We start from the raw sequence: 22,916 nt of genomic DNA, 5'->3' as shown, positions 1-22,916 counted from the left end.
ACCGCCCGCCCGGGCGGCCGTCCGACGGTGCGGGCCGCCTCGGGGCGGCGCCCGAACCACAACCGGGGGGCCGAGCCCGCCGATCTGCGCAAGCTGCTCGGCGCGCTGACCGCGATGCGGGACGGCAACTTCCGGCGGCGGCTGACGGTGCCCGGCGACGGGCCGCTGGCCGAGATCGCGGCGGTCTTCAACGAGGTGGCCGAGCGCAACCAGCACCTGACCGGTGAGCTGGCCCGGGTCCGCCGGGCGGTGGGCCGGGAGGGGCGGCTCTCCGAGCGGCTGGAGAGCGGGGTCGGCGAGGGCGCCTGGATGGCGGCGGTCGACAACTGCAACGCGCTGATCGACGACCTGGCCCGCCCGATGGCCGAGGTCGGCCGGGTGCTCACCTCGATCTCCGAGGGTGACCTGGACCAGCGGATGGAGCTGCGCTCGGTCCACACCAACGGGGCCAGCCACCCGCTGCGCGGCGAGTTCCTGAAGGTCGGCCGGACGGTGAACGGGCTGGTGGACCAGCTCTCCGAGTTCACCGACGAGGTGACCAGGGTGGCCATCGAGGTGGGCACCGAGGGCAAGCTCGGCGGTCAGGCCAGGGTGCGTGGTGCGACCGGCAGTTGGAAGGACCTGGCCGACTCGGTCAACACCATGGCCGGTCGGCTGACCGCCCAGGTGCGCAACATCGCCGAGGTGACCACCGCGGTCGCCAAGGGCGACCTCTCGCACAAGGTCACGGTGGACGTGGCCGGCGAGATGCTGGAGCTGAAGAACACCGTCAACACGATGGTGGACCAGCTCAACGGCTTCTCCGCCCAGGTGACCCGGGTGGCCCGCGAGGTGGGCACCGAGGGCCGGCTCGGCGGGCAGGCGAAGGTGCCGGGCGTGGCCGGGGTCTGGCGCGACCTCACCGACTCGGTGAACTTCATGGCCAACAACCTGACCGCCCAGGTCCGCAACATCGCCGAGGTGACCACCGCGGTGGCCAAGGGCGACCTCTCGCGCAAGATCGAGGTGGACGCCCGGGGCGAGATCCTGGAGCTGAAGAACACCATCAACACGATGGTGGACCAGCTCTCCGGCTTCGCCGAGCAGGTCACCCGGGTGGCCCGCGCGGTCGGTACCGAAGGCATCCTCGGTGGTCAGGCCCAGGTGCCCGGCGTGGCCGGGGTCTGGAAGGACCTGACCGAGAACGTCAACTCGATGGCCAACAACCTGACCAGTCAGGTGCGGAACATCGCCCAGGTCACCACGGCGGTGGCCAAGGGCGACCTGTCGCAGAAGATCAAGGTCGACGCACGCGGCGAGATCCTGGAGCTGAAGAACACCATCAACACGATGGTCGACCAGCTCGGCGCTTTCGCGGACGAGGTGACCCGGGTCGCCCGGGACGTCGGCACCGAGGGAATCCTCGGCGGTCAGGCCAGCGTGCCCGGGGTCTCCGGCACCTGGAAGGACCTGACCAACAGCGTCAACCTGATGGCCAACAACCTGACTTCGCAGGTACGGAACATCGCCGAGGTGACCACCGCGGTGGCCCGCGGCGACGTCTCCAAGAAGATCACCGTCGACGCCCGCGGCGAGATCCGCGAACTGGTGCTCACCGTCAACACCATGGTCGACCAGCTGTCCGCCTTCGCGGACGAGGTGACCCGAGTGGCCCGCGAGGTCGGTACCGAGGGCATCCTCGGCGGCCAGGCCCGGGTGAGCGGGGTCTCCGGAATCTGGCGGGACCTGACCGACAACGTCAACTTCATGGCCTCCAACCTGACTTCACAGGTCCGGAACATCGCCGAGGTGGCCACGGCGGTGGCCCGCGGTGACCTCTCCAAGAAGATCACCATCGAGGCGCAGGGCGAAGTCGCCGCGCTGGCGGGCACCTTGAATACCATGGTGGACCAACTGTCCGCGTTCGCCGTCGAGGTGACCCGGGTGGCCCGCGAGGTGGGCACCGACGGCATCCTGGGCGGGCAGGCCGGCGTACCGGGCGTGGCCGGGATCTGGAAGGACCTGACCGACAACGTCAACCAGATGGCCAACAACCTGACCGGGCAGGTCCGGAACATCGCCCTGGTCATCACCGCCGTCGCCCGCGGCGACCTGTCGCAGAAGATCGACGTGGACGCCCGCGGCGAGATCCTCGAACTCAAGACCAGCATCAACATCATGGTCGACCAGCTCGGCGCCTTCGCCGACGAGGTCACCCGCGTCGCCCGCGAGGTCGGCACCGACGGCCGGCTCGGCGGCCAGGCCAGGGTGCCCGGCGTGGACGGCACCTGGCAGGACCTCACCGTGTCGGTGAACGAACTCGCCGACAACCTGACCCGCCAGGTCCGCGCGATCGCCCAGGTGGCCACCGCGGTGACCCGCGGCGACCTCAGCCTGCGGATCGACGTGGACGCGTCCGGAGAGCTCGACGAGCTCAAGGACAACATCAACCAGATGATCGCCAACCTGCGCGAGACCACCAGGACCAACCAGGAACAGGACTGGCTGAAGACCAACCTGGCCCGGATCTCCGGTCTGCTCCAGGGCCGCCGCGACCTGGAGGCGGTCGCCGCGCTGATCATGACCGAGCTCACCCCGGTGGTCTCGGCCCAGCACGGCGCCTTCTTCCTGGCCCAGCCGGCCGGCCGGACCGCCGAGCTGATCACCGAGGACGACGACGAGAACGACACCGTGCTGCGCCTGATCGGCAGTTACGGCTACCAGCGCCGCTCGATGCCGACCACCTTCCGCCCCGGCGAGGGCCTGGTCGGCCAAGCCGCGGTGGAGAAGCGCTCGATCATGCTCAAGGAGACCCCGCCCGGCTACCTGAAGATCGCCTCCGGCCTGGGCGAGGCCAGCCCGGCGCACGTGGTGGTGCTGCCGGTGCTGTTCGAGGGCCGGCTGCTCGGCGTGATCGAGCTGGCCACCTTCTCCTCCTTCACCACCGTCGCCATCGACTTCCTGAACCAGATCGCCGACCTGATCGGCGTCACCGTCAACACCATCAGCGTCAACACCAAGACCGAGGGCCTGCTGCTGGAGTCCCAGCGGCTCACCGCCGAACTCTCGATGCGTTCGGCCGAGTTGGAGGCCCGCCAGGAGGAGCTGGAGCGGACCAACGAGGAGCTCCAGGAGAAGGCCGAGCAGCTCGCCCAGCAGAACCGGGACATCGAGATCAAGAACAGCGAGATCGAGGAGGCCCGGCAGGTCCTGGAGGAGCGCGCCGAGCAGCTCGCGCTGGCCTCGCGCTACAAGAGCGAGTTCCTCGCCAACATGTCGCACGAGCTGCGCACCCCGCTCAACTCGCTGCTGATCCTGGCCAAGCTGCTCTCCGACAACAACGAGGGCAACCTCTCCTCCAAGCAGGTCGAGTTCGCCGAGACCATCCACGGCGCCGGTTCCGACCTGCTCCAGCTGATCAACGACATCCTCGACCTCTCCAAGGTCGAGGCGGGCAAGATGGACGTCCGCCCGGCCAAGATCGCGCTGGTCCAGCTGGTCGACTACGTCGAGGCGGCGTTCCGCCCGCTCACCGCGGACAAGAACCTGGACTTCGCGGTGGTGGTCTCGCCGGACTTGCCGGTCACCCTGCACACCGACGAGCAGCGGCTCCAGCAGGTGCTGCGCAACCTGCTCTCGAACGCGGTCAAGTTCACCGACAGCGGCGCGGTCGAGCTGCGGATCCGCCGGGCCGACGGCGCCGTCCCGCAGCACGTCCGGGAACAGCTGCTGGAGAACGGGGTGATCAGCGATCCGGACGAGCCGTTGATCGCCTTCTCGGTCTCCGACACCGGGATCGGCATCCCCGGCAACAAGCTCCGGGAGATCTTCGAGGCGTTCAAGCAGGCCGACGGCGGCATCAGCCGCAAGTACGCCGGCACCGGTCTCGGGCTCTCGATCAGCCGGGAGATCGCCCGGCTGCTCGGCGGCGAGATCCACGCCGAGAGCGAGCTCGGCGAGGGTTCCACCTTCACCCTCTACCTGCCGCTGCGCAGCGAGGCGCCGGACGCCCCCGGCCAGGACCGGCAGCTGCTGCCGGTCCGCGCCACCATCGCGGTCACCCCGGTCGGCACGCCCGTCCCGATCGGTGAGAACCCGGCCGAGCACTGGGCCCAGGAGGTCCGCGAGCTGGCCGAGGTCCGCCGCCGGGGCGCGGCCGAACGCCGCCGGGCCGCTGCCCAGGAGCCCGAGCCGACGCCCCATCAGGAGCTGGCCGGCACCGTGCCCGCGCAGTTCCAGGGCCGGTTTGCCGGTGAGCAGGTGCTGATCGTGGACGACGACATCCGGAACGTCTTCGCGCTCACCAGCGTGCTGGAGCAGTACGGCCTGACGGTGCTGTACGCGGAGAACGGCCGCGAGGGCATCGAGGTGCTGGAGCAGCACGAGGACGTTGCACTGGTGCTGATGGACATCATGATGCCGGAGATGGACGGCTACGCGACCACCGAGGCGATCCGCCGGATGCCGCAGTACGCCGGCCTGCCGATCATCGCGCTCACCGCCAAGGCGATGAAGGGCGACAAGGAGAAGAGTCTGGAGGCGGGCGCGACCGACCACGTCACCAAGCCGGTCGAGGCCGATCACCTGCTGGCGGTGATGCGCCACTGGCTGCCAGCCGCCAAGGGCAGGTAACCGCCGGGGGCGCGCTCTCCCGCCGCACTGGCGGGTTCGGACGGGAACCGGGTAAGGTCGCGCAACGTTGCGAACAGTGACCGAATGGTGACGTGGTGCTCCGGCGCCGCTGTGTGCTTCGGCACTGTCGCGCTGCCGATCGCCGGGAGCGACGTGGCGGGCGAGGGGGTGCGGCTAGCATGACCGGGGCAGTGGTGGGCGGCGCGAAGGCGGCCGCCATCGGCAGACAACCGGCAGGAGGGCGGGTCGTGGTGCAGAAAGCGAAGATCCTCCTGGTCGACGACCGGCCGGAGAACCTGCTCGCGCTGGAGGCCATCCTCTCCGCGCTCGACCAGACGCTGGTCCGGGCCGCGTCCGGTGAGGAGGCGCTCAAGGCGCTGCTCACCGACGACTTCGCGGTGATCCTGCTGGACGTCCAGATGCCCGGCATGGACGGCTTCGAGACCGCCTCGCACATCAAGCGGCGGGAGCGGACGCGGGACATCCCGATCATCTTCCTGACCGCGATCAACCACGGGCCGCACCACACCTTCCGCGGCTACGCGGCCGGCGCGGTCGACTACATCTCCAAGCCCTTCGACCCGTGGGTGCTGCGGGCGAAGGTCTCGGTCTTCGTCGACCTGTACGTGAAGAACTGTCAGCTCAAGGAGCAGGCCGCGCTGCTCCGCCTCCAGCTGGAGGCGGGCGAGACGCCGGTGCTCGGCGAACTCTCCGCCCGGCTCGCGGCGGTGGAGGAGCAGGCCGAGGCACTGGTCAAGCAGCTCGACGGCTCAGCCGACACCGCGGCCGCCACCACGGCGGCACACCTGGAACGCAAGCTCGCGGGGCTGCGCAAGGCACTTGACGCGCTGCGTCCCGGCTCTGCGTAACGTGCGCTGCCCCTGCTGAAGGGGAGTGCGCAAAAGGTTATGCGCCCTGAGTGTGCGTCACATGCCCGGTGAGCCAGGGCCCCGGTAGGGTGCTGTCCCATGGCCACTCGTACGCCCGGCGCCGCGGCGCGCAACCCGAAGCCCGGGCCGGCCAAGAAGGCCCCGGCCAAGAAGGCGCCCGCGAAGAAGGCAGTCGCCAAGAAGGCGGCGGTCCCCGCCGCGAAGAAGGCTGCGGCCAGGCCGGCCGCCGCTCCGCCGCCCCCGCCGAGGCCGATACTCTTCCGCGCCGTACGCGCCGTCTGGCTGGGCCTCGCGCACGCCGTCGGCGCCACCTTCCGCGGTTTCGGCGACGGCGCGAAGAACCTGCCCCCGGCGCACCGCAAGGACGGGGTCGCACTCCTGCTGCTCGCGCTCGCGCTGGTGACCGCCGCGGGGACGTGGTTCAGCCCGCAGGGGTGGCTCGGCGAGGCGGCCACCGCCGTGGTGTCGGGGCTGTTCGGGCGGGTCGACGTGCTGGTGCCGTTCCTGCTGGCGGCGATCGCCGTCCGGCTGATGCGGCACCCCGGGCTCCCGGAGGCGAACGGCCGGATCGCGGTCGGGCTGAGCGCGCTGGTGGTCGGGGTGCTCGGGCTGGTGCACATCGGCTGCGGTGCGCCCGCGATGGGCAGTGGGGCGACCCGGATACGGTCGGCCGGCGGGATCGTCGGGTGGGCCGCGTCCACGCCGATGATGGCCGCCGCCGGGCCGCCGCTGGCGGTGCCGCTGCTGCTGCTGGTCGCCTTCTTCGGTCTGCTGGTGGTGACCGCGACCCCGGTCAACAAGATCCCGGAGCGGCTGCGCGGTCTCGGCCAGAAGCTCGGCGTGGTCGAGGGCCCGGAGGACCTGGACGCCCCGGAGCACGAGCGCGAGTACTCCACCGCGCCGCCCGAGGACGCCGACCCGGACGCGCTGCCGTACACCGTGGAGACCCCCGAGGACGAGATCGGCGCCCGGCGCCGCCGTCGGCGCAAGAAGCTCGAACCGGAACCCGCACCGGAACAGGCCGAAGACCCGTACCAGACCAGGGACATCGCGGCCGGGGTGGCCGCCGACCTGGACGGGGCGCTGCTCTACGGCGTGCCCGCCTCCCCGGCGGTGGCGAGCATGCTGCACCAGGTCAAGGACAACACCGCCCCGCCGGAGGAGCCGGCCGTCCCGGCCGCCCGCGCCTCCGACGCCCCGGACGGCCACGGCGAGGCCCCGGCACGGATGGAGCAGCTCCAGCTCGGCGGGTCCGGCGGCTACGCGCTGCCCTCGCTGGACCTGCTGGAGCGCGGCGCCCCCGGCAAGGCCCGCAGTGCGCTGAACGACGAGGTGGTGGCCCAGCTCAGCGGTGTGTTCACCGAGTTCAAGGTGGACGCCAAGGTCACCGGTTTCACCCGGGGCCCGACGGTCACCCGGTACGAGGTCGAGCTCGGCCCGGCCGTGAAGGTGGAGCGGATCACCGCGCTGGCCAAGAACATCGCCTACGCGGTGGCCAGCGCGGACGTCCGGATCATCAGCCCGATCCCCGGCAAGTCCGCGGTCGGCGTGGAGATCCCGAACCGGGACCGCGAGATGGTCAACCTGGGCGACCTGCTGCGCTCGCGCACCGCCGCCGAGGACATGCACCCGCTGATGGTCGGCATGGGCAAGGACGTCGAGGGTCACACCGTGATGGCCAACCTGGCGAAGATGCCGCACATCCTGGTCGCCGGTGCCACCGGCGCGGGCAAGTCCTCCTGCATCAACTGCCTGATCACCTCGGTGCTGGTGCGCTCCACCCCGGACGAGGTGCGGATGGTGCTGGTCGACCCGAAGCGGGTCGAGCTGACCGCGTACGAGGGCATCCCGCACCTGATCACCCCGATCATCACCAACCCGAAGAAGGCGGCCGAGGCGCTGCAGTGGGTCGTGCGCGAGATGGACATGCGCTACGACGACCTGGCGGCGTTCGGCTTCCGGCACGTGGACGACTTCAATGCGGCCGTCCGGGCCGGCACCCTGAAGCCGCCGCTGGGCAGCGAGCGGGAACTGACGCCGTATCCGTACCTGCTGGTGATCGTCGACGAGCTGGCCGACCTGATGATGGTCGCGCCGCGCGACGTCGAGGACTCGGTGGTCCGGATCACCCAGCTGGCCCGGGCGGCCGGCATCCACCTGGTGCTGGCCACCCAGCGGCCCTCGGTGGACGTGGTGACCGGTCTGATCAAGGCCAACGTGCCGTCCCGGCTGGCCTTCGCGACCTCCGCGATGATGGACTCCCGGGTCATCCTGGACCAGCCCGGCGCGGAGAAGCTGATCGGCAAGGGCGACGCGCTGTTCCTGCCGATGGGCGCCTCCAAGCCGGTCCGGATGCAGGGCGCCTTCGTCACCGAGGCGGAGATCGCCCGGGTGGTGCAACACTGCAAGGACCAGTTGACGGCCCGTTACCGCGAGGACGTGGTGGTCGGCGGCGGCCCGAAGAAGGAGATCGACGAGGAGATCGGCGACGACCTCGATCTGCTGATCCAGGCGGCCGAGCTGGTGGTCTCCACCCAGTTCGGCTCCACCTCGATGCTCCAGCGCAAGCTGCGGGTCGGCTTCGCCAAGGCGGGCCGCCTGATGGACCTGATGGAGTCGCGCGGCATCGTCGGCCCGAGCGAGGGTTCGAAGGCCCGGGACGTCCTGGTCACGCCGGACGAACTCGACGCCGTACTGCTCACGCTGCGAGGGTGACGTCGACCCCTCCTCACTCGTTCGGAGGAGGGGAACCATGGGCCGAACGGGTACGTCCCACCGTGCACGGCACTCCGATCCGGCTGACCCGGTGTCAGGACGGGTGGGTGGTGCCGCACGTTCGGGCCTACTCCGCTTGAGAAAGCCTCCCGGCCCGCCCCTAGACTGTCTTCTCAGCAGGTGGCCAACGCTCGAAAGGCGCGCCCAGTGACCATCGGCAAGTCCTCGCCCCGCGACAACCGCCGGTCCTCCGCCCCCGACTCCCAGGCCGTGCCCCCGGCCGCCCAGGAGCCGGTCGTCGAGCTGCCCGCGATCGGCCGGGCGCTCGCCGACGCGCGTCGGCAGGCCGGGCTGACGATCGATCAGGTCAGCGCCGACACCCGGGTCCGGGTGCCGATCCTGCACGCCATCGAGGAGGACGACTACTCCCGCTGCGGCGGCGACTTCTACGCCCGGGGCCACATCCGGGCGTTCGCCAAGGCGGTCGGGGTGGACGGCGAGGCGCTGGTGGCGCAGTACGACGCCGCGCACGGCGGCGCCCCGACGGCGCAGCGGCCGACCCAGCTGCTGGACACCGGCCCGATCAAGGTCACCGACCACCGCCGCCCGAACTGGACGGCCGCCATGGTGGCCGCGATCGTCGCGGTGGTCGCGCTGATCGGCTTCAACCTGTTCTCCGGCGAGAAGACCGTCACCACGGCCGGCTCCGCCAGCGCCCCGCTGCCCAGTGCCTCGGCCTCCGCCTCGCCCTCGGTGCAGCCCCCGGCGCCCGCGCCGAGCGTCCAGGCGATCGCGGCCGCCCCGGCCGACAAGGTCACCGTGAAGCTGGTCGCCGAGGGCGGCACCAGCTGGGTCACCGCGACGGACGGCGCCGGGAAGTCGCTGTTCCAGAACAACCTGGAGCAGGGCGAGGCCCAGACCTTCACCGACCCGAAGCAGATCAAGCTGGTGATCGGCAACGCGGGCGCCGTGCACGTGTTCGTCAACGGCAAGGACCTCGGCCCGGCCGGCCAGGACGGTCAGGTCAAGCACCTGACCTACACCCCCGGCGACCCGCAGGCCGGCTGATTCACAACAATCCGCCCTTGATCCAGGGCGCGCGGACTCCGGGGCGAACGGCACCGGGGGCCGCGCGTTAACCTTGTCCCTATGCCTGAACGCCGTACTGTCGCCCTTGTCACGCTCGGATGCGCCCGCAACGAGGTGGACTCCGAGGAACTCGCCGGGCGACTGGAGGCGGACGGCTGGCTGCTGGTCGAGGACGCCGCCGACGCCGACGTCGCCGTCGTCAACACCTGCGGGTTCGTCGAAGCCGCCAAGAAGGACTCCGTCGACGCCCTGCTGGAGGCCAACGACCTCAAGGGTCACGGCCGGACCCAGGCCGTGGTCGCGGTCGGCTGCATGGCCGAGCGCTACGGCAAGGAGCTCGCCGACGCGCTGCCCGAGGCGGACGGGGTGCTCGGCTTCGACGACTACACCGACATCTCCAGCCGCCTCCAGACCATCCTGTCCGGCGGCAACATCGAGGCCCACAAGCCCCGGGACCGCCGCACGCTGCTCCCGCTCACCCCGGTGGCCCGACAGGCCGCCGCCACCCAGGTCGCGCTGCCCGGCCACGGCGCCCCCGCGGACCTGCCCGAGGGCGTCGCCCCGGCGTCCGGCCCGCGCACCCTGCGCAAGCGGCTGGACGACAACCCGGTCGCCTCGGTCAAGCTGGCCTCCGGCTGCGACCGGCGATGTTCGTTCTGCGCGATCCCGGCCTTCCGCGGCTCGTTCATCTCCCGCCGCCCCTCCGACGTGCTGGGCGAGGCCCAGTGGCTGGCCGAGCAGGGCGTCACCGAGGCGGTGCTGGTCAGCGAGAACAACACCTCGTACGGCAAGGACCTGGGCGACATCCGCCTGCTGGAGACCCTGCTGAGCGAGATCGCCGCCGTGGACGGCATCCGCCGGGTCCGGGTCAGCTACCTGCAGCCCGCCGAGATGCGACCCGGCCTGATCGACGTGATGACCACCACCCCCGGTGTGGTGCCGTACTTCGACCTGTCCTTCCAGCACTCGGCCCCGGCCGTGCTGCGGAAGATGCGCCGCTTCGGCAACACCGAGCAGTTCCTCGAGCTGCTCGCCACCATCCGCTCCAAGGCCCCGCAGGCCGGTGCCCGGTCCAACTTCATCGTCGGCTTCCCCGGCGAGAGCGAGCAGGACTTCGCCGAGCTGGAGCGCTTCGTCACCGAGGCCGGCCTGGACGCGATCGGCGTCTTCGGCTACTCCGACGAGGACGGCACCGAGGCCGCGACCTTCGACGGCAAGCTGTCCGAGGACGTGGTCGAGGACCGCCTGGCGCGGCTCACCAAGCTGGCCGAGGAGATGACCGCGCAGCGCGCCGAGCAGCGGATCGGCACCGAGGTCGAGGTGCTGGTCGAGTCGGTCGAGGACGGCGTGGTCGAGGGCCGGTCGGCCCACCAGGCCCCGGAGACCGACGGTCTGACCACCCTGCTGGGCGCCGACGACGCCGAGATCGGCCAGTACTACCGGGCCACCGTGGTCGGCACCGAGGGTGTCGACCTGGTGGCGGAGGCGCTGGAGCGCGTGGGAGCCGAGGCATGAGCAGAGGGCCAGGCGCCTCCGCCCCGGCCCAGCCGACGGGCGACGCCGGTACGCCGCCCGTTCCCTCCCTGTGGAACATCGCCAACGTGCTGACCATGATCCGGCTGCTGCTGGTCCCGGTCTTCGTGCTGCTGCTGTTCGCCGACGGGGGCCACGACCCCAAGTGGCGCTCGGTGGCCTGGGCCTCGTTCGCGATCGCGATGATCACCGACCTGTTCGACGGTGAGCTGGCCCGGCGCAAGGGCCTGGTCACCGACTTCGGCAAGATCGCCGACCCGATCGCCGACAAGGCCATCATGGGCGCCGCCCTGATCGGCCTGTCGGTGCTCGGGGACCTGCCCTGGTGGGTCACCGCGGTGATCCTGGCCCGGGAGCTCGGCATCACCGTGATGCGGTTCTGGGTGATCCACTACGGCGTCATCCCGGCCAGCCGGGGCGGCAAGCTCAAGACCCTCACCCAGGGCATCGCGGTCGGCATGTACGTGCTGGAGCTGACCGGCTGGCTGGCCACCGCGCGGGCCCTGCTGATGGCCGTGGCCGTGCTGCTCACGGTCGGCACCGGTCTCGACTACGTCCGGCAGGCGATCGTGCTGCGCCGGGCCGGCCGGAGCGAGGCCGGACGGACGAAGGAAGCCACCGCGAAGTGACCGACCGTCAGTCCGCCGCCGACCCGCAGCCCGCCGCCGACCTGCACCGGGCGCTCCGCGACCGGGGCGCCACCCTGGCCGTCGCCGAGTCGCTGACCGGCGGTCTGCTGTCGGCCACGCTGGTCGACGTCCCCGGCGCCTCCGCGACCTACCGGGGCGGCGTGGTCGCGTACGCCACCGAGTTGAAGGCCGCGCTGCTGGGCGTGGACGAGGGCCTGCTCGCCGTGCAGGGCCCTGTCCACCCCGTGGTGGCCCGTCAGATGGCCGAGGGCGTCCGCAAACTGCTCGGCGCCGACTACGGCCTGGCCACCACCGGTGTGGCCGGCCCCGAGGAGCAGGACGGCCGGCCGGTCGGCACCGTCCACCTCGGCTGGGCCGGACCCGACGGAGTCGGGACGGAGTCCCTTCACTTGTCAGGAACACGTGAAACAATCCGGCAGGACACCGTGCGGGCAGCCCTGCACCTGATGCTGGATCGCGTAGCGCGTTGAGCCCGTCCCGTGCCGGGCTTTCCCGAAAAGCCGTTGAACCACCCGGTACGGCAGCAGGATCGTGTTACATCGGATACCCCGAATGGGCAGTAGTCAGGTAGTCGGGCGGGGAACAATCAGGGGAGGGGGCAGCATTGCAGCCCAGAGTGAACACGACCATGGTCCCCGCACGCGATGCGGACAAGGCGGTACGGTGGGGTCGTGACATCTCGATCCGCAGTCCGAGGAGGGAGGCACCGATGATCCTGCTCCGTCGCCTACTGGGCGATGTACTGCGTCGGCAGCGCCAACGCCAGGGCCGCACACTTCGCGAGGTGTCGGCAGCCGCCAGGGTTTCGCTCGGTTACCTCTCCGAGGTCGAGCGGGGACAGAAGGAGGCCTCCTCCGAGTTGCTCTCCGCCATCTGCGACGCGCTGGACGTCCGGATGTCCGAGGTGATGCGGGAGGTCAGCGACGAGCTGTCGCTCGCCGAACTTGCGGCGATGGCCACTCTCTCGGAGGGTGAGCTGCTGAGGCCGGTACTCGAACCGGTTCAGCTGCCGGCTCCCGGTGTCGACCGGATGAGCTCCATCTCGCCCAAGGCCGCCGCCGTGGACGTGGTGGCAGCCTGACCCCCGGCCTCCGAGTGGAGGCCGCGATGCAGAACGTACGGTCCGTGCGGGCCACTGCCAGACGGTGGTGGCCCGCCGTGCTGCTCGGCGCCCTGTGCCTGGCCGCGCTGCTCGGCACCGGCCTCGGGGCCGGGCGGGCCGCGCTGGGCCTGCTGGCGGGCGGCTGGAGCCTCAGCCTGATCCCGATCCACAGCAGCCACCACCGGGCCCCCGCCCCGGTCACCCGCGCAGTCGGAACCCCCGGGGTGTCGGATGGAAGCCCGCCTCCTCCAGCAGAGCCCCCATCGGGGCCGTCAACGCCGCTTCCCCGTTGACCCGTTCGACGGTAACGCTGCTGCCCAGTGCCCCGCCCCGGACGGCCTCGGCGAGCGCCGCCACCGCCACCGGCTGCTCGGACCAGGCCAGCAGCGACTTGCCGCCCCGCTCCACGTACAGCGCGGGCTCGCCGTCCACCAGCACCACCAGCGCCCCGGCCTTCCGCCCCGGCCGGTGCTGCTGGGCGGCGGGCGGTAGCTCGGGCCAGGGCAGCGCGGCCCCGTACGCGTTCGCCGGGTCGGCCGCCGCCAGCACCAGCGTCTGGGCCGCCTCGGCGGCCGGTGCGGTCGCCCAGGCCGCCTCGCCCGCCCGCTCCAGCCGCCCGCTGACCGACCGCAGGCGGTCGGCGGCGCCGTCCATCGCGAACTGTGCCCCGCCCAGGCCCTCCACGAAGTAGCCCCGGCGGGCCCGGCCGCGCTCCTCGAAGGCGCTCAGCACCCGGTAGACCCCGGCGAAGCCGCCCGGCACCCGCTCGGCGGCCACCGCGCCCCTGGTCAGCACGCCGTGCCGGTCCAGCAGGGTCTGCGCCTGCGCGGTGCCCCGCAGGGTCGGCTCGGCGGCCGGCTCCGGCAGCAGCGACCAGCGGCCGGCCACCGTCGGGGAACCCGCCCGGGCGGCCGGCCTGGCCATCCCGCCGTACCGGCCACGCGGGGCGGCCCGGGGTGCCCGGTGCGCGGTGGCGCCGGCCGTCCGGCCCGAGCCGAGCAGGGCACGCAGCGGCGCCAGTGTGTCATTGGTCACATAGCCGCCCCAGGCCAGGTCCCAGAGCGCCTCGGTCAACTCGCCCTCCGGGACCTCGGGCAGCCGCTCCGTCAGCTGACGGAAGAACAGGCCGTAGCCGCCAGCCAGGGCCGCCAGCAACGCGGTGTGCACGGGGGTGACGGCCGGTGGCACCGGCTCCGGGCGCAGCAGGTGGGCCGACTCGGGCAGGTGCAGCCCGATCCAGCCGTCCTTGCCCGGCAGCGCGCCCGCGCCGGACCAGCCGATCTCGCCGGCGGCCATCAGCTCGTCCAGCAGCGCGGGGGTGTAGTCGAGCAGCCGGGCGGGCAGCACCAGCTTCTCCAGCGCGGAGGCGGGCAGGGCGGTCCCCTGGAGCTGCTCGACCACCCGGAGCAGGCCGTCCGGGCCGCGCAGCCGGTGGCCACCCAGGTGCTGCCACTGCGGCAGGAAGGCGGCCAGCGCCCGGGGCGGCACGGCCTCCACCTCCTGGCGGAGCGCGGCCAGCGAGCGGCGGCGCAGCCGGCGCAGCACCTCGGCGTCGCACCACTCGACCAGGCCGCTGTGACCCTCGCCGGGCCTGAACTCGCCCTGCACCAGCCGCCCGTCGGCGGTCAGCCGGTGCAGGACGCCGGTGACCACGGCGCCGCCCAGGCCGAACCGGGCCGCCGCCTCGGGCGCCGTGAACGGGCCGTGGGTGCGGGCGTACCGGGCCAGCAGGTCGCCCAGCGGGTCCTTGACCGGCTCGGTGAACGCCTCGGGGACGCCGACCGGCAGCGGGGTGCCGAGCGCGTCCCGCAGCCGCCCGGCGTCCTCGATCGCGGACCAGCGCTGCTCGCCGCCGATCCGGACCTGGATCACCCGGCGAGCGGCCTGCAGCCCGGCCGCCCACTCGGGGTCGGCCCCACGGACCGTCAGCTCCTCGGTGGAGAGCGGCCCGAGCAGGCGCAGCGCGTCGGCGACGCCCTCGGCGTCCTTGATCCGGCGCTCCGGGGTGAGCCGCTGCAGCTCCGCCTCCAGCTCGGCCAGCACCGCCGGGTCGAGCAGCTCGCGGAGCTCGGCCTGGCCGAGCAGCTCGGAGAGCAGCCGGGAATCCAGCGCCAGCGCGGCGGCCCGCCGCTCTGCCAGCGGGGAGTCGCCCTCGTACAGGAACTGCGCGACGTAGCCGAACAGCAGCGAGCGGGCGAAGGGTGACGGCTCGGGGGTGGTGACCTCCACCAGCCGGACCGCGCGGGACTCCAGATCACCCATCAGCTCGACCAGGCCCGGCACGTCGAAGACGTCCTGCAGGCACTCCCGGACCGCCTCCAGCACGATCGGGAACGAGCCGTACTCGCCGGCCACCTCCAGCAGCTGGGACGCCCGCTGGCGCTGCTGCCAGAGCGGGGTGCGCTTGCCGGGGCTGCGGCGCGGCAGCAGCAATGCCCGGCCCGCGCACTCGCGGAACCGGGCGGCGAACAGGGCGGAGCCGCCGACCTGATCGGTCACCAGCTGCTCGATCTCGCCCTTGTCGAACAGGGCGGCGTCGGCGCCGACCGGCGCGTCGGTGGTGATCGGTTTGTCGGACGGGAAGTCGAGGAGGTCGGCGTCGGGCAGGCGGAGCACGATGCCGTCGTCGGCGTGCATCACCTGCGGGTCCAGGCCGTGCTTCTCGCGCAGCCGGGCGCCGAGGGCGAGTGCCCAGGGGGCGTGCACCTGGGCGCCGAACGGGGAGTGGATGACGATCCGCCAGTCGCCCAGCTCGTCCCGGAACCGCTCGACCACGATGGTGCGGTCGTCCGGCAGGTGGCCGGTGGCGGTGCGCTGCTCGGCCAGGTACGTGAGCAGGTTGGCCGCCGCCCAGTCGTCCAGCCCGGCGGCTTTCAGCCGGACCGTCGCCTGATCGGGTGTCAGGGCGCCCAGTTCGCGGACGAAGGCGCCGACCGCGCGGCCGAGCTCCAACGGGCGGCCGAGGCTGTCGCCCTTCCAGAACGGCAGCCGCCCGGGGATGCCGGGGGCGGGGGTGACCAGCACCCGGTCGTGGGTGATCTCCTCGATCCGCCAGGAGGTGGTGCCCAGGGTGAAGACGTCGCCGACCCGGGACTCGTAGACCATCTCCTCGTCCAGCTCGCCGACCCTCCCGCCGCCCTTCTTGGGGTCGCTGCCGACGATGAAGACGCCGAACAGGCCGCGGTCCGGGATGGTGCCGCCGGAGGTGACCGCGAGGCGCTGGGCGCCGGGGCGGCCGGTGACCGTGCCGGCCACCCGGTCCCAGACCAGGCGGGGGCGCAACTCGGCGAAGGCGTCCGAGGGGTAACGGCCCGCCAGCATGTCCAGCACGCCGTCGAAGGCGGACTGCGGGAGGGTGGCGAACGGGGCGGCCCGGCGGACCAGGGCGAGCAGCTCGTCCACGTCCCAGGTGTCGAGCGCGGTGATCGCGACCAGCTGCTGGGCCAGCACGTCCAGTGGGTTGCGCGGCACCCGGAGCGCCTCGATGCCGCCCGAGCGCATCCGCTCGGTGACCACGGCGGACTGCACCAGGTCGGCCCGGTACTTGGGGAAGACCACGCCGGTGGAGACCGCGCCGACCTGGTGGCCGGCCCGGCCGACCCGCTGCAGGCCGGAGGCGACCGAGGGCGGTGACTCGACCTGGATCACCAGGTCGACGGCGCCCATGTCGATGCCCAGCTCCAGACTGGAGGTGGCCACCACGGCGGGCAGCCGACCGGCCTTCAACTCCTCCTCGACCAGGGCGCGCTGCTCCTTGGAGACCGAGCCGTGGTGCGCCCGGGCGATCACCGCGGGCGCACCGGCGGCGGCGCCGGAGCCGCCCATCAGCTGGGCGGGGGAGTGCGCCTCGGGCAGCTGGGCGCCGGTGGCACGCTCGTGGGCGATCTCGTTCAGCCGGTTGCAGAGCCGCTCGGCCAGCCGGCGGGAGTTGGCGAACACGATGGTCGAGCGGTGCGCCTGCACCAGGTCGACGATCCGCTCCTCGACGTGCGGCCAGATCGACGCCTGCCGGGCCGGGTCCTCGGTGTCGCTCGGCAGCTCGTCCAGATCGGCGACCGGAACCACCACCGAGAGGTCGAACCGCTTGTCGGCGGGTGGCTGGACCACCACCGCGCCGCGCTGCGGGCTCAGGTAGCGGGCCACCTCGTCCACCGGGCGGACGGTGGCCGACAGGCCGATCCGGCGGGCCGGGCGGTCCAGCAGCTCGTCCAGCCGCTCCAGGCTGAGCGCCAGGTGGGCGCCGCGCTTCGTCCCGGCGACCGCGTGCACCTCGTCCAGGATCACCGTGTCGACGCCGCGCAGCGCGTCCCGGGCGGCGGAGGTGAGCAGCAGGAAGAGCGACTCGGGGGTGGTGATCAGGATGTCCGGCGGGTGGGTGGCGAACCGGCGGCGGTCGGCGGCGGGGGTGTCGCCCGAGCGGATGCCGACCTGGACGTCCGGCTCCGGCAGGCCGAGCCGGACGGCCGCCTGGCGCAGCCCGGCCAGCGGGGCCCGCAGGTTGCGCTCGACGTCGACCGCCAGGGCCTTGATCGGGGAGATGTAGAGCACCCGGCAGCGGCGCTTCGGGTCGGCGGGCGGCAGGGTGTGACTGAGCCGGTCGAGCGCGGACAGGAAGGCGGCCAGCGTCTTGCCGGAGCCGGTGGGGGCGACCACCAGGACGTCCGTCCGCCGGTTGATCGCGTCCCAGGCCTGGGCCTGGGCGGTGGTGGGCGTGCTGAACGCCCCCGTGAACCAGGCCTTGGTCGCCGGAGCGAAGCTGTCCAGAGAAGCCGTCAGGTCACGTTCCGCCATGCCCCCATGGTGCCCGCCCGCGCTGACAGACCGGGCCTGCCAGCGCCGCTGCCCGTCTGCCCTAGCCAGATCGGGCAGGCCGGAAAATCCGCTCATATGGTGATGTATCGGACCCGTGATCTTGGCGGGCGCACCGACGAGTGGAGGTCGCGCGATGGAACGGCTGGGTCTCGCCGTGCGGATGGGTCTGGGCGACGCGGCGCGGCCGGGACGACCGGGAGCGCGCAAGGTCCGGATCCGGATCCTGTTCGGGGTCCTGATGGTCGCGCTGCTGATCGGCGGTGCGGTGCCGTACGTGGCCGGGCCGAGCCGTTCGTACCTGAGCTACCTGGTGCTGGCGGAGCGTCAGGACGCCGAGGGCGCCGCCACCGCCGCGCGACAGGTCAGGGCGACCGGAGGCCGGGTGGTCCAGGAGTACCCGCAGATCGGCGTGGTGCTGGCCTACGCCACCGGGAGCTTCGCCGACCGGCTCCGCGGCCATCCCGGGATAGCGGCGGTCGGCGCCAGCCGGACCACCGGCGTCCCGGGACCGCCGGGGGCACTGGACGGCGCGGGCTACTTCCGCGACACCCGGGGCGACACCTTCGACGGCGGGGACGACGCCGAGGCGCTCACCCCCGACCCGGCCGAGTCCGCCGACTGGAACCTGGCGATGATCGGCGCCACCGACCAGGCCGGACGGCAGCCCGGGCCGCTGCCCGCCGCGCTGCTCCGTACGGCGGGCGAGGTCCCGTCCGGGGAGGCGCTCCGGCAGGTGCTGGTCGCGGTCCTGGACTCCGGGGTGGACGACACCCACCCCGACCTCCGCGCGGCCGTCGACCCCCGGGCCTCGGTCTCCTGCGCCGACGGCCGCCCCGACGCCCGGTACGGCGCCTGGCGCCCCGACCGGGGGGTGACCGAGAGCGGGCACGGCACCCACGTCGCCGGGATCGTCGGGGCGGCCAGGGACGGCCGGGGCGTCACCGGCGTGGCGCCGGGCGTCCGGATCGCCGCCGTCCGGCTGCTCGGACCGCTCGGGCAGTACTACACCGAGAACATCATCTGCGGCATGCTCTGGGCCGCCGACCACGGGGCCAAGGCGATCAACGACAGCTACTTCGCCGACCCCTGGAAGTACAACTGCCCCACCGACCCCGACCAGGCCGCGCTGATCCAGGCGGTCGGCCGCGCCGTCGGCTACGCCCAGCGGCAGGGCGCGGTGGTGGTCGCCTCGGCCGGCAACGACGGCCAGGACCTCGGTGCCGTCCGCCGCGACCAGCGCAGCCCCAACGACCGGCTCACCGGCCCGGCGCAGAACCGGCTGCTCGGCACCGACTGCATCCGGCTGCCCGGCGAACTGCCCGGCGTCCTGACGGTCAGTGCGCTCGACCGCTTCGGCCTGCCCACCGCCTACAGCAACTACGGGCGCGGCCGGATCTCCATCGCGGCGCCCGGCGGCGAACCCGAGGGCGGGCCGTTCGGGGCGGTGGTCTCGGACTGGCCCGGCGGGCAGTACGCGGCGCTGGCCGGGACCTCGATGGCCGCAGCCCACGTGACCGGCGCGGTCGCGGTGGCCGCAGCGGGTCATCCCGACTGGCGGCCGGACCGGCTGGTGGCGCTGCTCGCCGACGCAGCGGGCGGCAACTGCCCGTACGGGGCGGGGGCCTGCGTGGAACGGCAGTTCTTCGGCTCCGGGGTCCTGGCACTTCCCGGCAACGGTTAGGTTCTTTTCGCAGGGCGCTCAGCCATGGCGCAGCCAGGGGCTCGGGGAACGGCGACGGTTCGTGGCTGGTGGGGCAAAATGCGAAAGTGCCTCACCGACAACGCACGGGTGACCTTTTTCGAGGTCGGCGTCGCAGTTCCCCGAGCCCCTGGCCGTAGAGGGTTGAGCGGCTGCCTAGAGGTCGGCGTCGCCCGCGCGGCGGAGCCGCACATCAGCAGAGCCCCGAGCCCCTGTCTTCCGAACCGTATGAGGAGGAGTGGTGGAGCTGTCGCCCGCGGCGTTGGCGGTGGCCGGGCGGTGTGAGGGGCGGATCAACGAGCTGGCCCGGCGGATGACGGGGCAGGCGTTCGAGCGGCTGCCGCGGTACGAGGAGTTGCCGGGGGAGGTCAAGGACGTCGAGATGGCGGCGACGGCCCGGCATGCCGTCCGGCTGTTTCTGCGGCGGGTCGAGGGGCGGGCCGAGGAGGGGGATCTCGAGTACCGGTACTTCCGGGAGCGGGCGGCTCAGCGGGCGGAGGAGGGGGTGCCGCTGCACCTGTTGCTCGGGACGCACCTGCTGGGGCAGCACGTGCTCTGGCAGGCGCTCTGCGAGAGTGCCGAGCCGGGGGATGAGGCGGCGTTGAACGAGCTGGCCGGGTGGTTGCTGCTCGGGCAGGCCAGGATCGTCCCGGCAGTGGCGGAGAGCTATCTGGAGGAGCGGGCGGCGCTGGAGTCGGAGGCCAGGGAGGAGCGCCGGGCGCTGGTCCGGGCGCTGGTCGAGGGCTTTCCGCTGACTCCGGCCCGGTACCGGCAGCTCGGGGTGGCGGGTGGTGGTCTGGTGCTGCGGCTGCGGGCCGAGCTGCCGGGCGGGGCGCCGGAGCCGGTGGCCGGGCGGCGGCTGGCGCGGCGGTTGGGCACGGTGGTGGAGCGGCTGTTCGGCCCGGACCCGCTGGCGTGGCTGGAGGCGGACAGCGGCGTGCTGGTGCTGCCCCGGGACGAGGCCGGCGAACTGCCGGAGCTGCCGGGCGAGCTGACCGAGCGTCTGGAACGGGCGGCCGGTGCCCCGGTGCGGGTGGCGGTGCAGCCCGCCGACAGCGGGGCCGGGATCGCGGCGGCGGCCCGGACCGCGGCCGAGGTGCTGCGGCTGGCCGGGGTGCTGGGCCGCCCGCCGGGCCTGCACCGGCTGGCGGACGTCCAGCTCGAGTACCACCTGTCCCGGCCGGACGAGAGCAGCGCCGGGCTGGCCGCGCTGCTCGACCCGGTCTACGAGCGGCCTGAGCTGCTGGCCACCCTGCGGGCCCACCTGGCCGAGCGGCAGGACCGGCGGCGGACCGCCCGGGTGCTCGGGCTGCACCCGAACACCGTCGACAACCGGCTGGCCAGGATCGCCGAGCTGACCGGCGCGGAGGTCGGCACGGCGCACGGTCTCGCCCTGCTGCTGACCGCGTACACCCTGCGCGAGCTTCGGCCTTGAACGCCGGTTCGGGATACTTGGGGGCATGAGGCTGACCGAGTTCTGGCGACGGATGTACGAGCACTTCGGCGAGGCGTACGCGGAGTCCTTCGCCGCCGACCACCTGATGTCCGAGCTGGGCGGGCGGACGGTCCGTCAGGCGCTGGAGGCCGGTTGGGAAGCGAAGGAGGTCTGGCGGGTGGTCTGCCGGACCCAGGGGGTGTCGGCGCTGCTGCGCTGAGCTTTGGGTAAGACTGGGCGGGTGGCCAGTAGCTCTGATCCTCAGATTCCCGAACACCCGTCCGAACCGCACACCGCCCCGACCGAGAGAATGGTGGCCAGAGGGGACTCCCTCTGGGGGCAGGGGATGCCGAAGTGGCTGCCCCGGGCGATGGTGCTGGCACTGCTGCTGGTCGGGGCGTTCCAGCTGGTGGACTGGGCGTTCCGGCAGCTGATCGACCTGCTGGTGATGCTGCTGGTGGCGTTCTTCCTGTCGCTGGCGATGGAGCCGGCCGTGGACCGGATGGCGGCGCGCGGGGTGCGCCGGGGGCTCGGGACCTTCCTGGTCTTCATCGGGCTCGCGGTCGCCATCGCCGGGTTCCTCACCGCACTCGGCACCCTGCTGGTCGACCAGGTCGCGAAGATCGCCGGTGACCTGCCGCACCTGGTGGAGAACCTGCTCGGCTGGTTCAACCGGACGTTCCATCAGAACGTCTCGCTGGACCAGCTGCAGGAGAAGCTGCTCAAGGACTCCGGCAACATCGAGAAGTACGCCCAGCAGGCCGCCGACAACGTCTGGGGCGTCTCCAGCACCCTGATCGGCGGGCTGTTCCAGGCCTTCACGGTCGGCCTGTTCACCTTCTACTTCACCGCCGACGGACCCAGGGTGCGGCGCACCGTCTGCTCGCTGCTGCCGCCGGCCAAGCAGGCCGAGGTGCTCCGGGCCTGGGAGATCGCGCTGGCCAAGACCGGCGGCTACCTCTACTCGCGGGCACTGCTGGCGATCGCCTCGACCCTGGCGCACTGGATCATGTTCAGCATCCTCGGCCTGCCGTACGCGGCGGCGCTGGCGGTCTGGGTCGGCGTCATGTCGCAGTTCGTGCCGACCATCGGGACGTACCTGGCGGGTGCGCTGCCGATCCTGGTGGCGCTGACCGTGGAGCCGGTGGACGCGTTCTGGGTGCTGGTCTTCGTGATCGTCTACCAGCAGATCGAGAACTACCTGCTGCACCCGAGGATCACCGCCCGGACGGTGGACGTGCACCCGGCGGTGGCGTTCGGCTCGGTGATCGCGGGGGCGGCGCTGCTCGGCGCGGTCGGCGCGCTGATCGCGATCCCGGTGGCGGCCACCCTGCAGGGGTTCGTCGGGACGTACGTGCGGCGGTACGAGGTGGCCACCGACCCTCGGATCGACCGGGGTGCGGACCGCAAGGGGCGGCGCGAGCGCCGGCGGCAGGCGGCCCGCAGGCTGCGGCAGATGGTGCGCGGGTCCTCGAAGGACCGGCGCGACGGGGACGACCGGAACGACCGGAACGACCGGAACGACAACTGACAGAGCGAGAGCTGACGGGCGGTCACCCCTGACGGGGGTGACCGCCCTCGCGTTTTACAGCGGGCAGGTGTCGAGCATCTCGTTCAGGCTGTCCGCCTCGGGGGCGGTGACGTTGAGCTTGTACAGGCTCTTGATGTGGGTCCAGGCCCGGGCGTAGGTGCACCAGTAGGTCTGGTCGGTGGGGCGCCAGTCGGCCGGTGACTTGTCGGCCTTGGCCCGGTTGGAGGCGGCCGAGACCGCGATCAGCTGGGAGTTGTCGAGGTCGTTGGCGAAGGCCCGGCGGGTGGGGGTGTCCCAGGTGTCGGCGCCGGAGCGCCAGGCGTTGGCGAGCGGGACCATGTGGTCGATGTCGACCTGGCTCGCGGCGGTGAGCAGCCGTCCGTCGTAGCGGCTGGTCCAGGTGCCGGTGACGGCTCGGCAGAGGCTGTCCTGGGTGACGTCCTCGCCGTCCCGGGCGAGCACCACCTCGCGGGTGTCGCAGGTGCCGTACTGCTTCACCCAGTGCGGGAACTTCTCCCGGGTGTAGCCGGTCATCGGGTGCGGGTCGGCGACGGTGAGCTCGGCCAGTTCGACCCGGACCACCGGCTCGGGCGGCGGTTCGGGCAGCTCGCGGCGGGTCGGCGCGGGGGCGGTGGCCGAGGCGGCGGTGGGCAGCAGGAAGGCGGTCAGGGCGAGGAGGACGGCGGTGGTCCGGCGCCGTCCGGTACGGATGATCATGCGTCCATGGGTAGCGGCCGGGCCGGGCCATTGGCCGCTATCACCCGGCTGAGGGCGTGGCCGGTGGGTCGGTTGACTTGAATCGAACTGATGTTCCCTATACTGGCTCACGGCGAGTTTTCCACAGGCGCG

The 22,916-nt window shown here is 72.5% G+C and carries 14 protein-coding genes; 12 read left to right on the top strand and 2 right to left on the bottom strand.

All coding sequences use genetic code 11. The features are described from left to right. Window positions 1–114: 114 nt before the first annotated feature. The 8 genes from F4556_RS10575 (at window position 115) to F4556_RS10540 (ending at window position 12,569) form a co-directional block, all read left to right on the top strand. Window positions 115–4,611 (top strand): HAMP domain-containing protein, encoded by a 4,497-nt coding sequence (locus F4556_RS10575; RefSeq protein ID WP_246511452.1) that lies wholly within the window; start codon window positions 115–117, stop codon window positions 4,609–4,611. A 248-nt stretch (window positions 4,612–4,859) separates the two neighbouring features. Next, window positions 4,860–5,480: a response regulator gene (locus F4556_RS10570; RefSeq protein ID WP_184913700.1), complete on the top strand. Its 621-nt coding sequence runs from the start codon at window positions 4,860–4,862 to the stop codon at window positions 5,478–5,480. 99 nt (window positions 5,481–5,579) lie between these two features. Continuing rightward, on the top strand, window positions 5,580–8,216 hold the full coding sequence (locus tag F4556_RS10565) for a DNA translocase FtsK (protein ID WP_184913698.1): 2,637 nt from the start codon (window positions 5,580–5,582) through the stop codon (window positions 8,214–8,216). A 207-nt stretch (window positions 8,217–8,423) separates the two neighbouring features. Then, complete coding sequence (locus tag F4556_RS10560; protein ID WP_313068245.1) at window positions 8,424–9,284, top strand: helix-turn-helix domain-containing protein; 861 nt, start codon at window positions 8,424–8,426, stop codon at window positions 9,282–9,284. Between the two features lie 81 nt (window positions 9,285–9,365). Continuing rightward, complete coding sequence (rimO, locus tag F4556_RS10555; RefSeq protein ID WP_184913694.1) at window positions 9,366–10,820, top strand: 30S ribosomal protein S12 methylthiotransferase RimO; 1,455 nt, start codon at window positions 9,366–9,368, stop codon at window positions 10,818–10,820. Continuing rightward, window positions 10,817–11,467, top strand: coding sequence for a CDP-diacylglycerol--glycerol-3-phosphate 3-phosphatidyltransferase (gene pgsA, locus F4556_RS10550; protein WP_184913692.1), 651 nt, complete (start codon window positions 10,817–10,819; stop codon window positions 11,465–11,467). Before rimO ends, pgsA begins: the two co-directional genes overlap by 4 nt. After that, window positions 11,464–11,958 (top strand): CinA family protein, encoded by a 495-nt coding sequence (locus tag F4556_RS10545; RefSeq protein WP_184913691.1) that lies wholly within the window; start codon window positions 11,464–11,466, stop codon window positions 11,956–11,958. Before pgsA ends, F4556_RS10545 begins: the two co-directional genes overlap by 4 nt. 239 nt (window positions 11,959–12,197) lie before the next feature. Continuing rightward, a complete protein-coding gene (locus tag F4556_RS10540) occupies window positions 12,198–12,569 on the top strand; it encodes a helix-turn-helix domain-containing protein (protein ID WP_057229461.1) in 372 nt (123 codons plus the stop codon). 219 nt (window positions 12,570–12,788) lie between these two features. Here F4556_RS10540 and F4556_RS10535 read toward each other — a convergent pair whose 3' ends face one another. Then, a complete protein-coding gene (locus F4556_RS10535; RefSeq protein ID WP_184913689.1) occupies window positions 12,789–17,381 on the bottom strand; it encodes an ATP-dependent helicase in 4,593 nt (1,530 codons plus the stop codon). Window positions 17,382–17,535: 154 nt separating this feature from the next. Here F4556_RS10535 and F4556_RS10530 point away from each other — a divergent pair, with 154 nt between their 5' ends. From F4556_RS10530 to F4556_RS10515, 4 genes are all read left to right on the top strand, one after another. Continuing rightward, entirely contained in the window at window positions 17,536–19,083 is a 1,548-nt protein-coding gene (locus F4556_RS10530; RefSeq protein WP_281403644.1) for a S8 family peptidase, read from the top strand. Window positions 19,084–19,342: 259 nt separating this feature from the next. Then, window positions 19,343–20,536, top strand: a complete 1,194-nt coding sequence (locus F4556_RS10525) for a PucR family transcriptional regulator (protein WP_313068243.1) — start codon at window positions 19,343–19,345, stop codon at window positions 20,534–20,536. A 25-nt stretch (window positions 20,537–20,561) separates the two neighbouring features. Further along, window positions 20,562–20,756 carry a DUF3046 domain-containing protein gene (locus F4556_RS10520; protein ID WP_184913687.1) on the top strand — a complete coding sequence of 65 codons (195 nt, stop codon included), beginning with the start codon at window positions 20,562–20,564 and terminating at the stop codon, window positions 20,754–20,756. A 126-nt stretch (window positions 20,757–20,882) separates the two neighbouring features. Beyond that, window positions 20,883–22,067 (top strand): AI-2E family transporter, encoded by a 1,185-nt coding sequence (locus F4556_RS10515; protein WP_376775680.1) that lies wholly within the window; start codon window positions 20,883–20,885, stop codon window positions 22,065–22,067. A gap of 54 nt (window positions 22,068–22,121) precedes the next feature. Here the strand turns inward: F4556_RS10515 and F4556_RS10510 are convergent, their stop codons facing one another. Further along, a complete protein-coding gene (locus F4556_RS10510; RefSeq protein WP_184913682.1) occupies window positions 22,122–22,784 on the bottom strand; it encodes an HNH endonuclease family protein in 663 nt (220 codons plus the stop codon). Window positions 22,785–22,916 lie beyond the last annotated feature (132 nt).

Source organism: Kitasatospora gansuensis (genome assembly GCF_014203705.1).
GTDB classification, from domain to species: domain Bacteria; phylum Actinomycetota; class Actinomycetes; order Streptomycetales; family Streptomycetaceae; genus Kitasatospora; species Kitasatospora gansuensis.
This window is presented reverse-complemented; position numbering and strand designations above follow the sequence as displayed.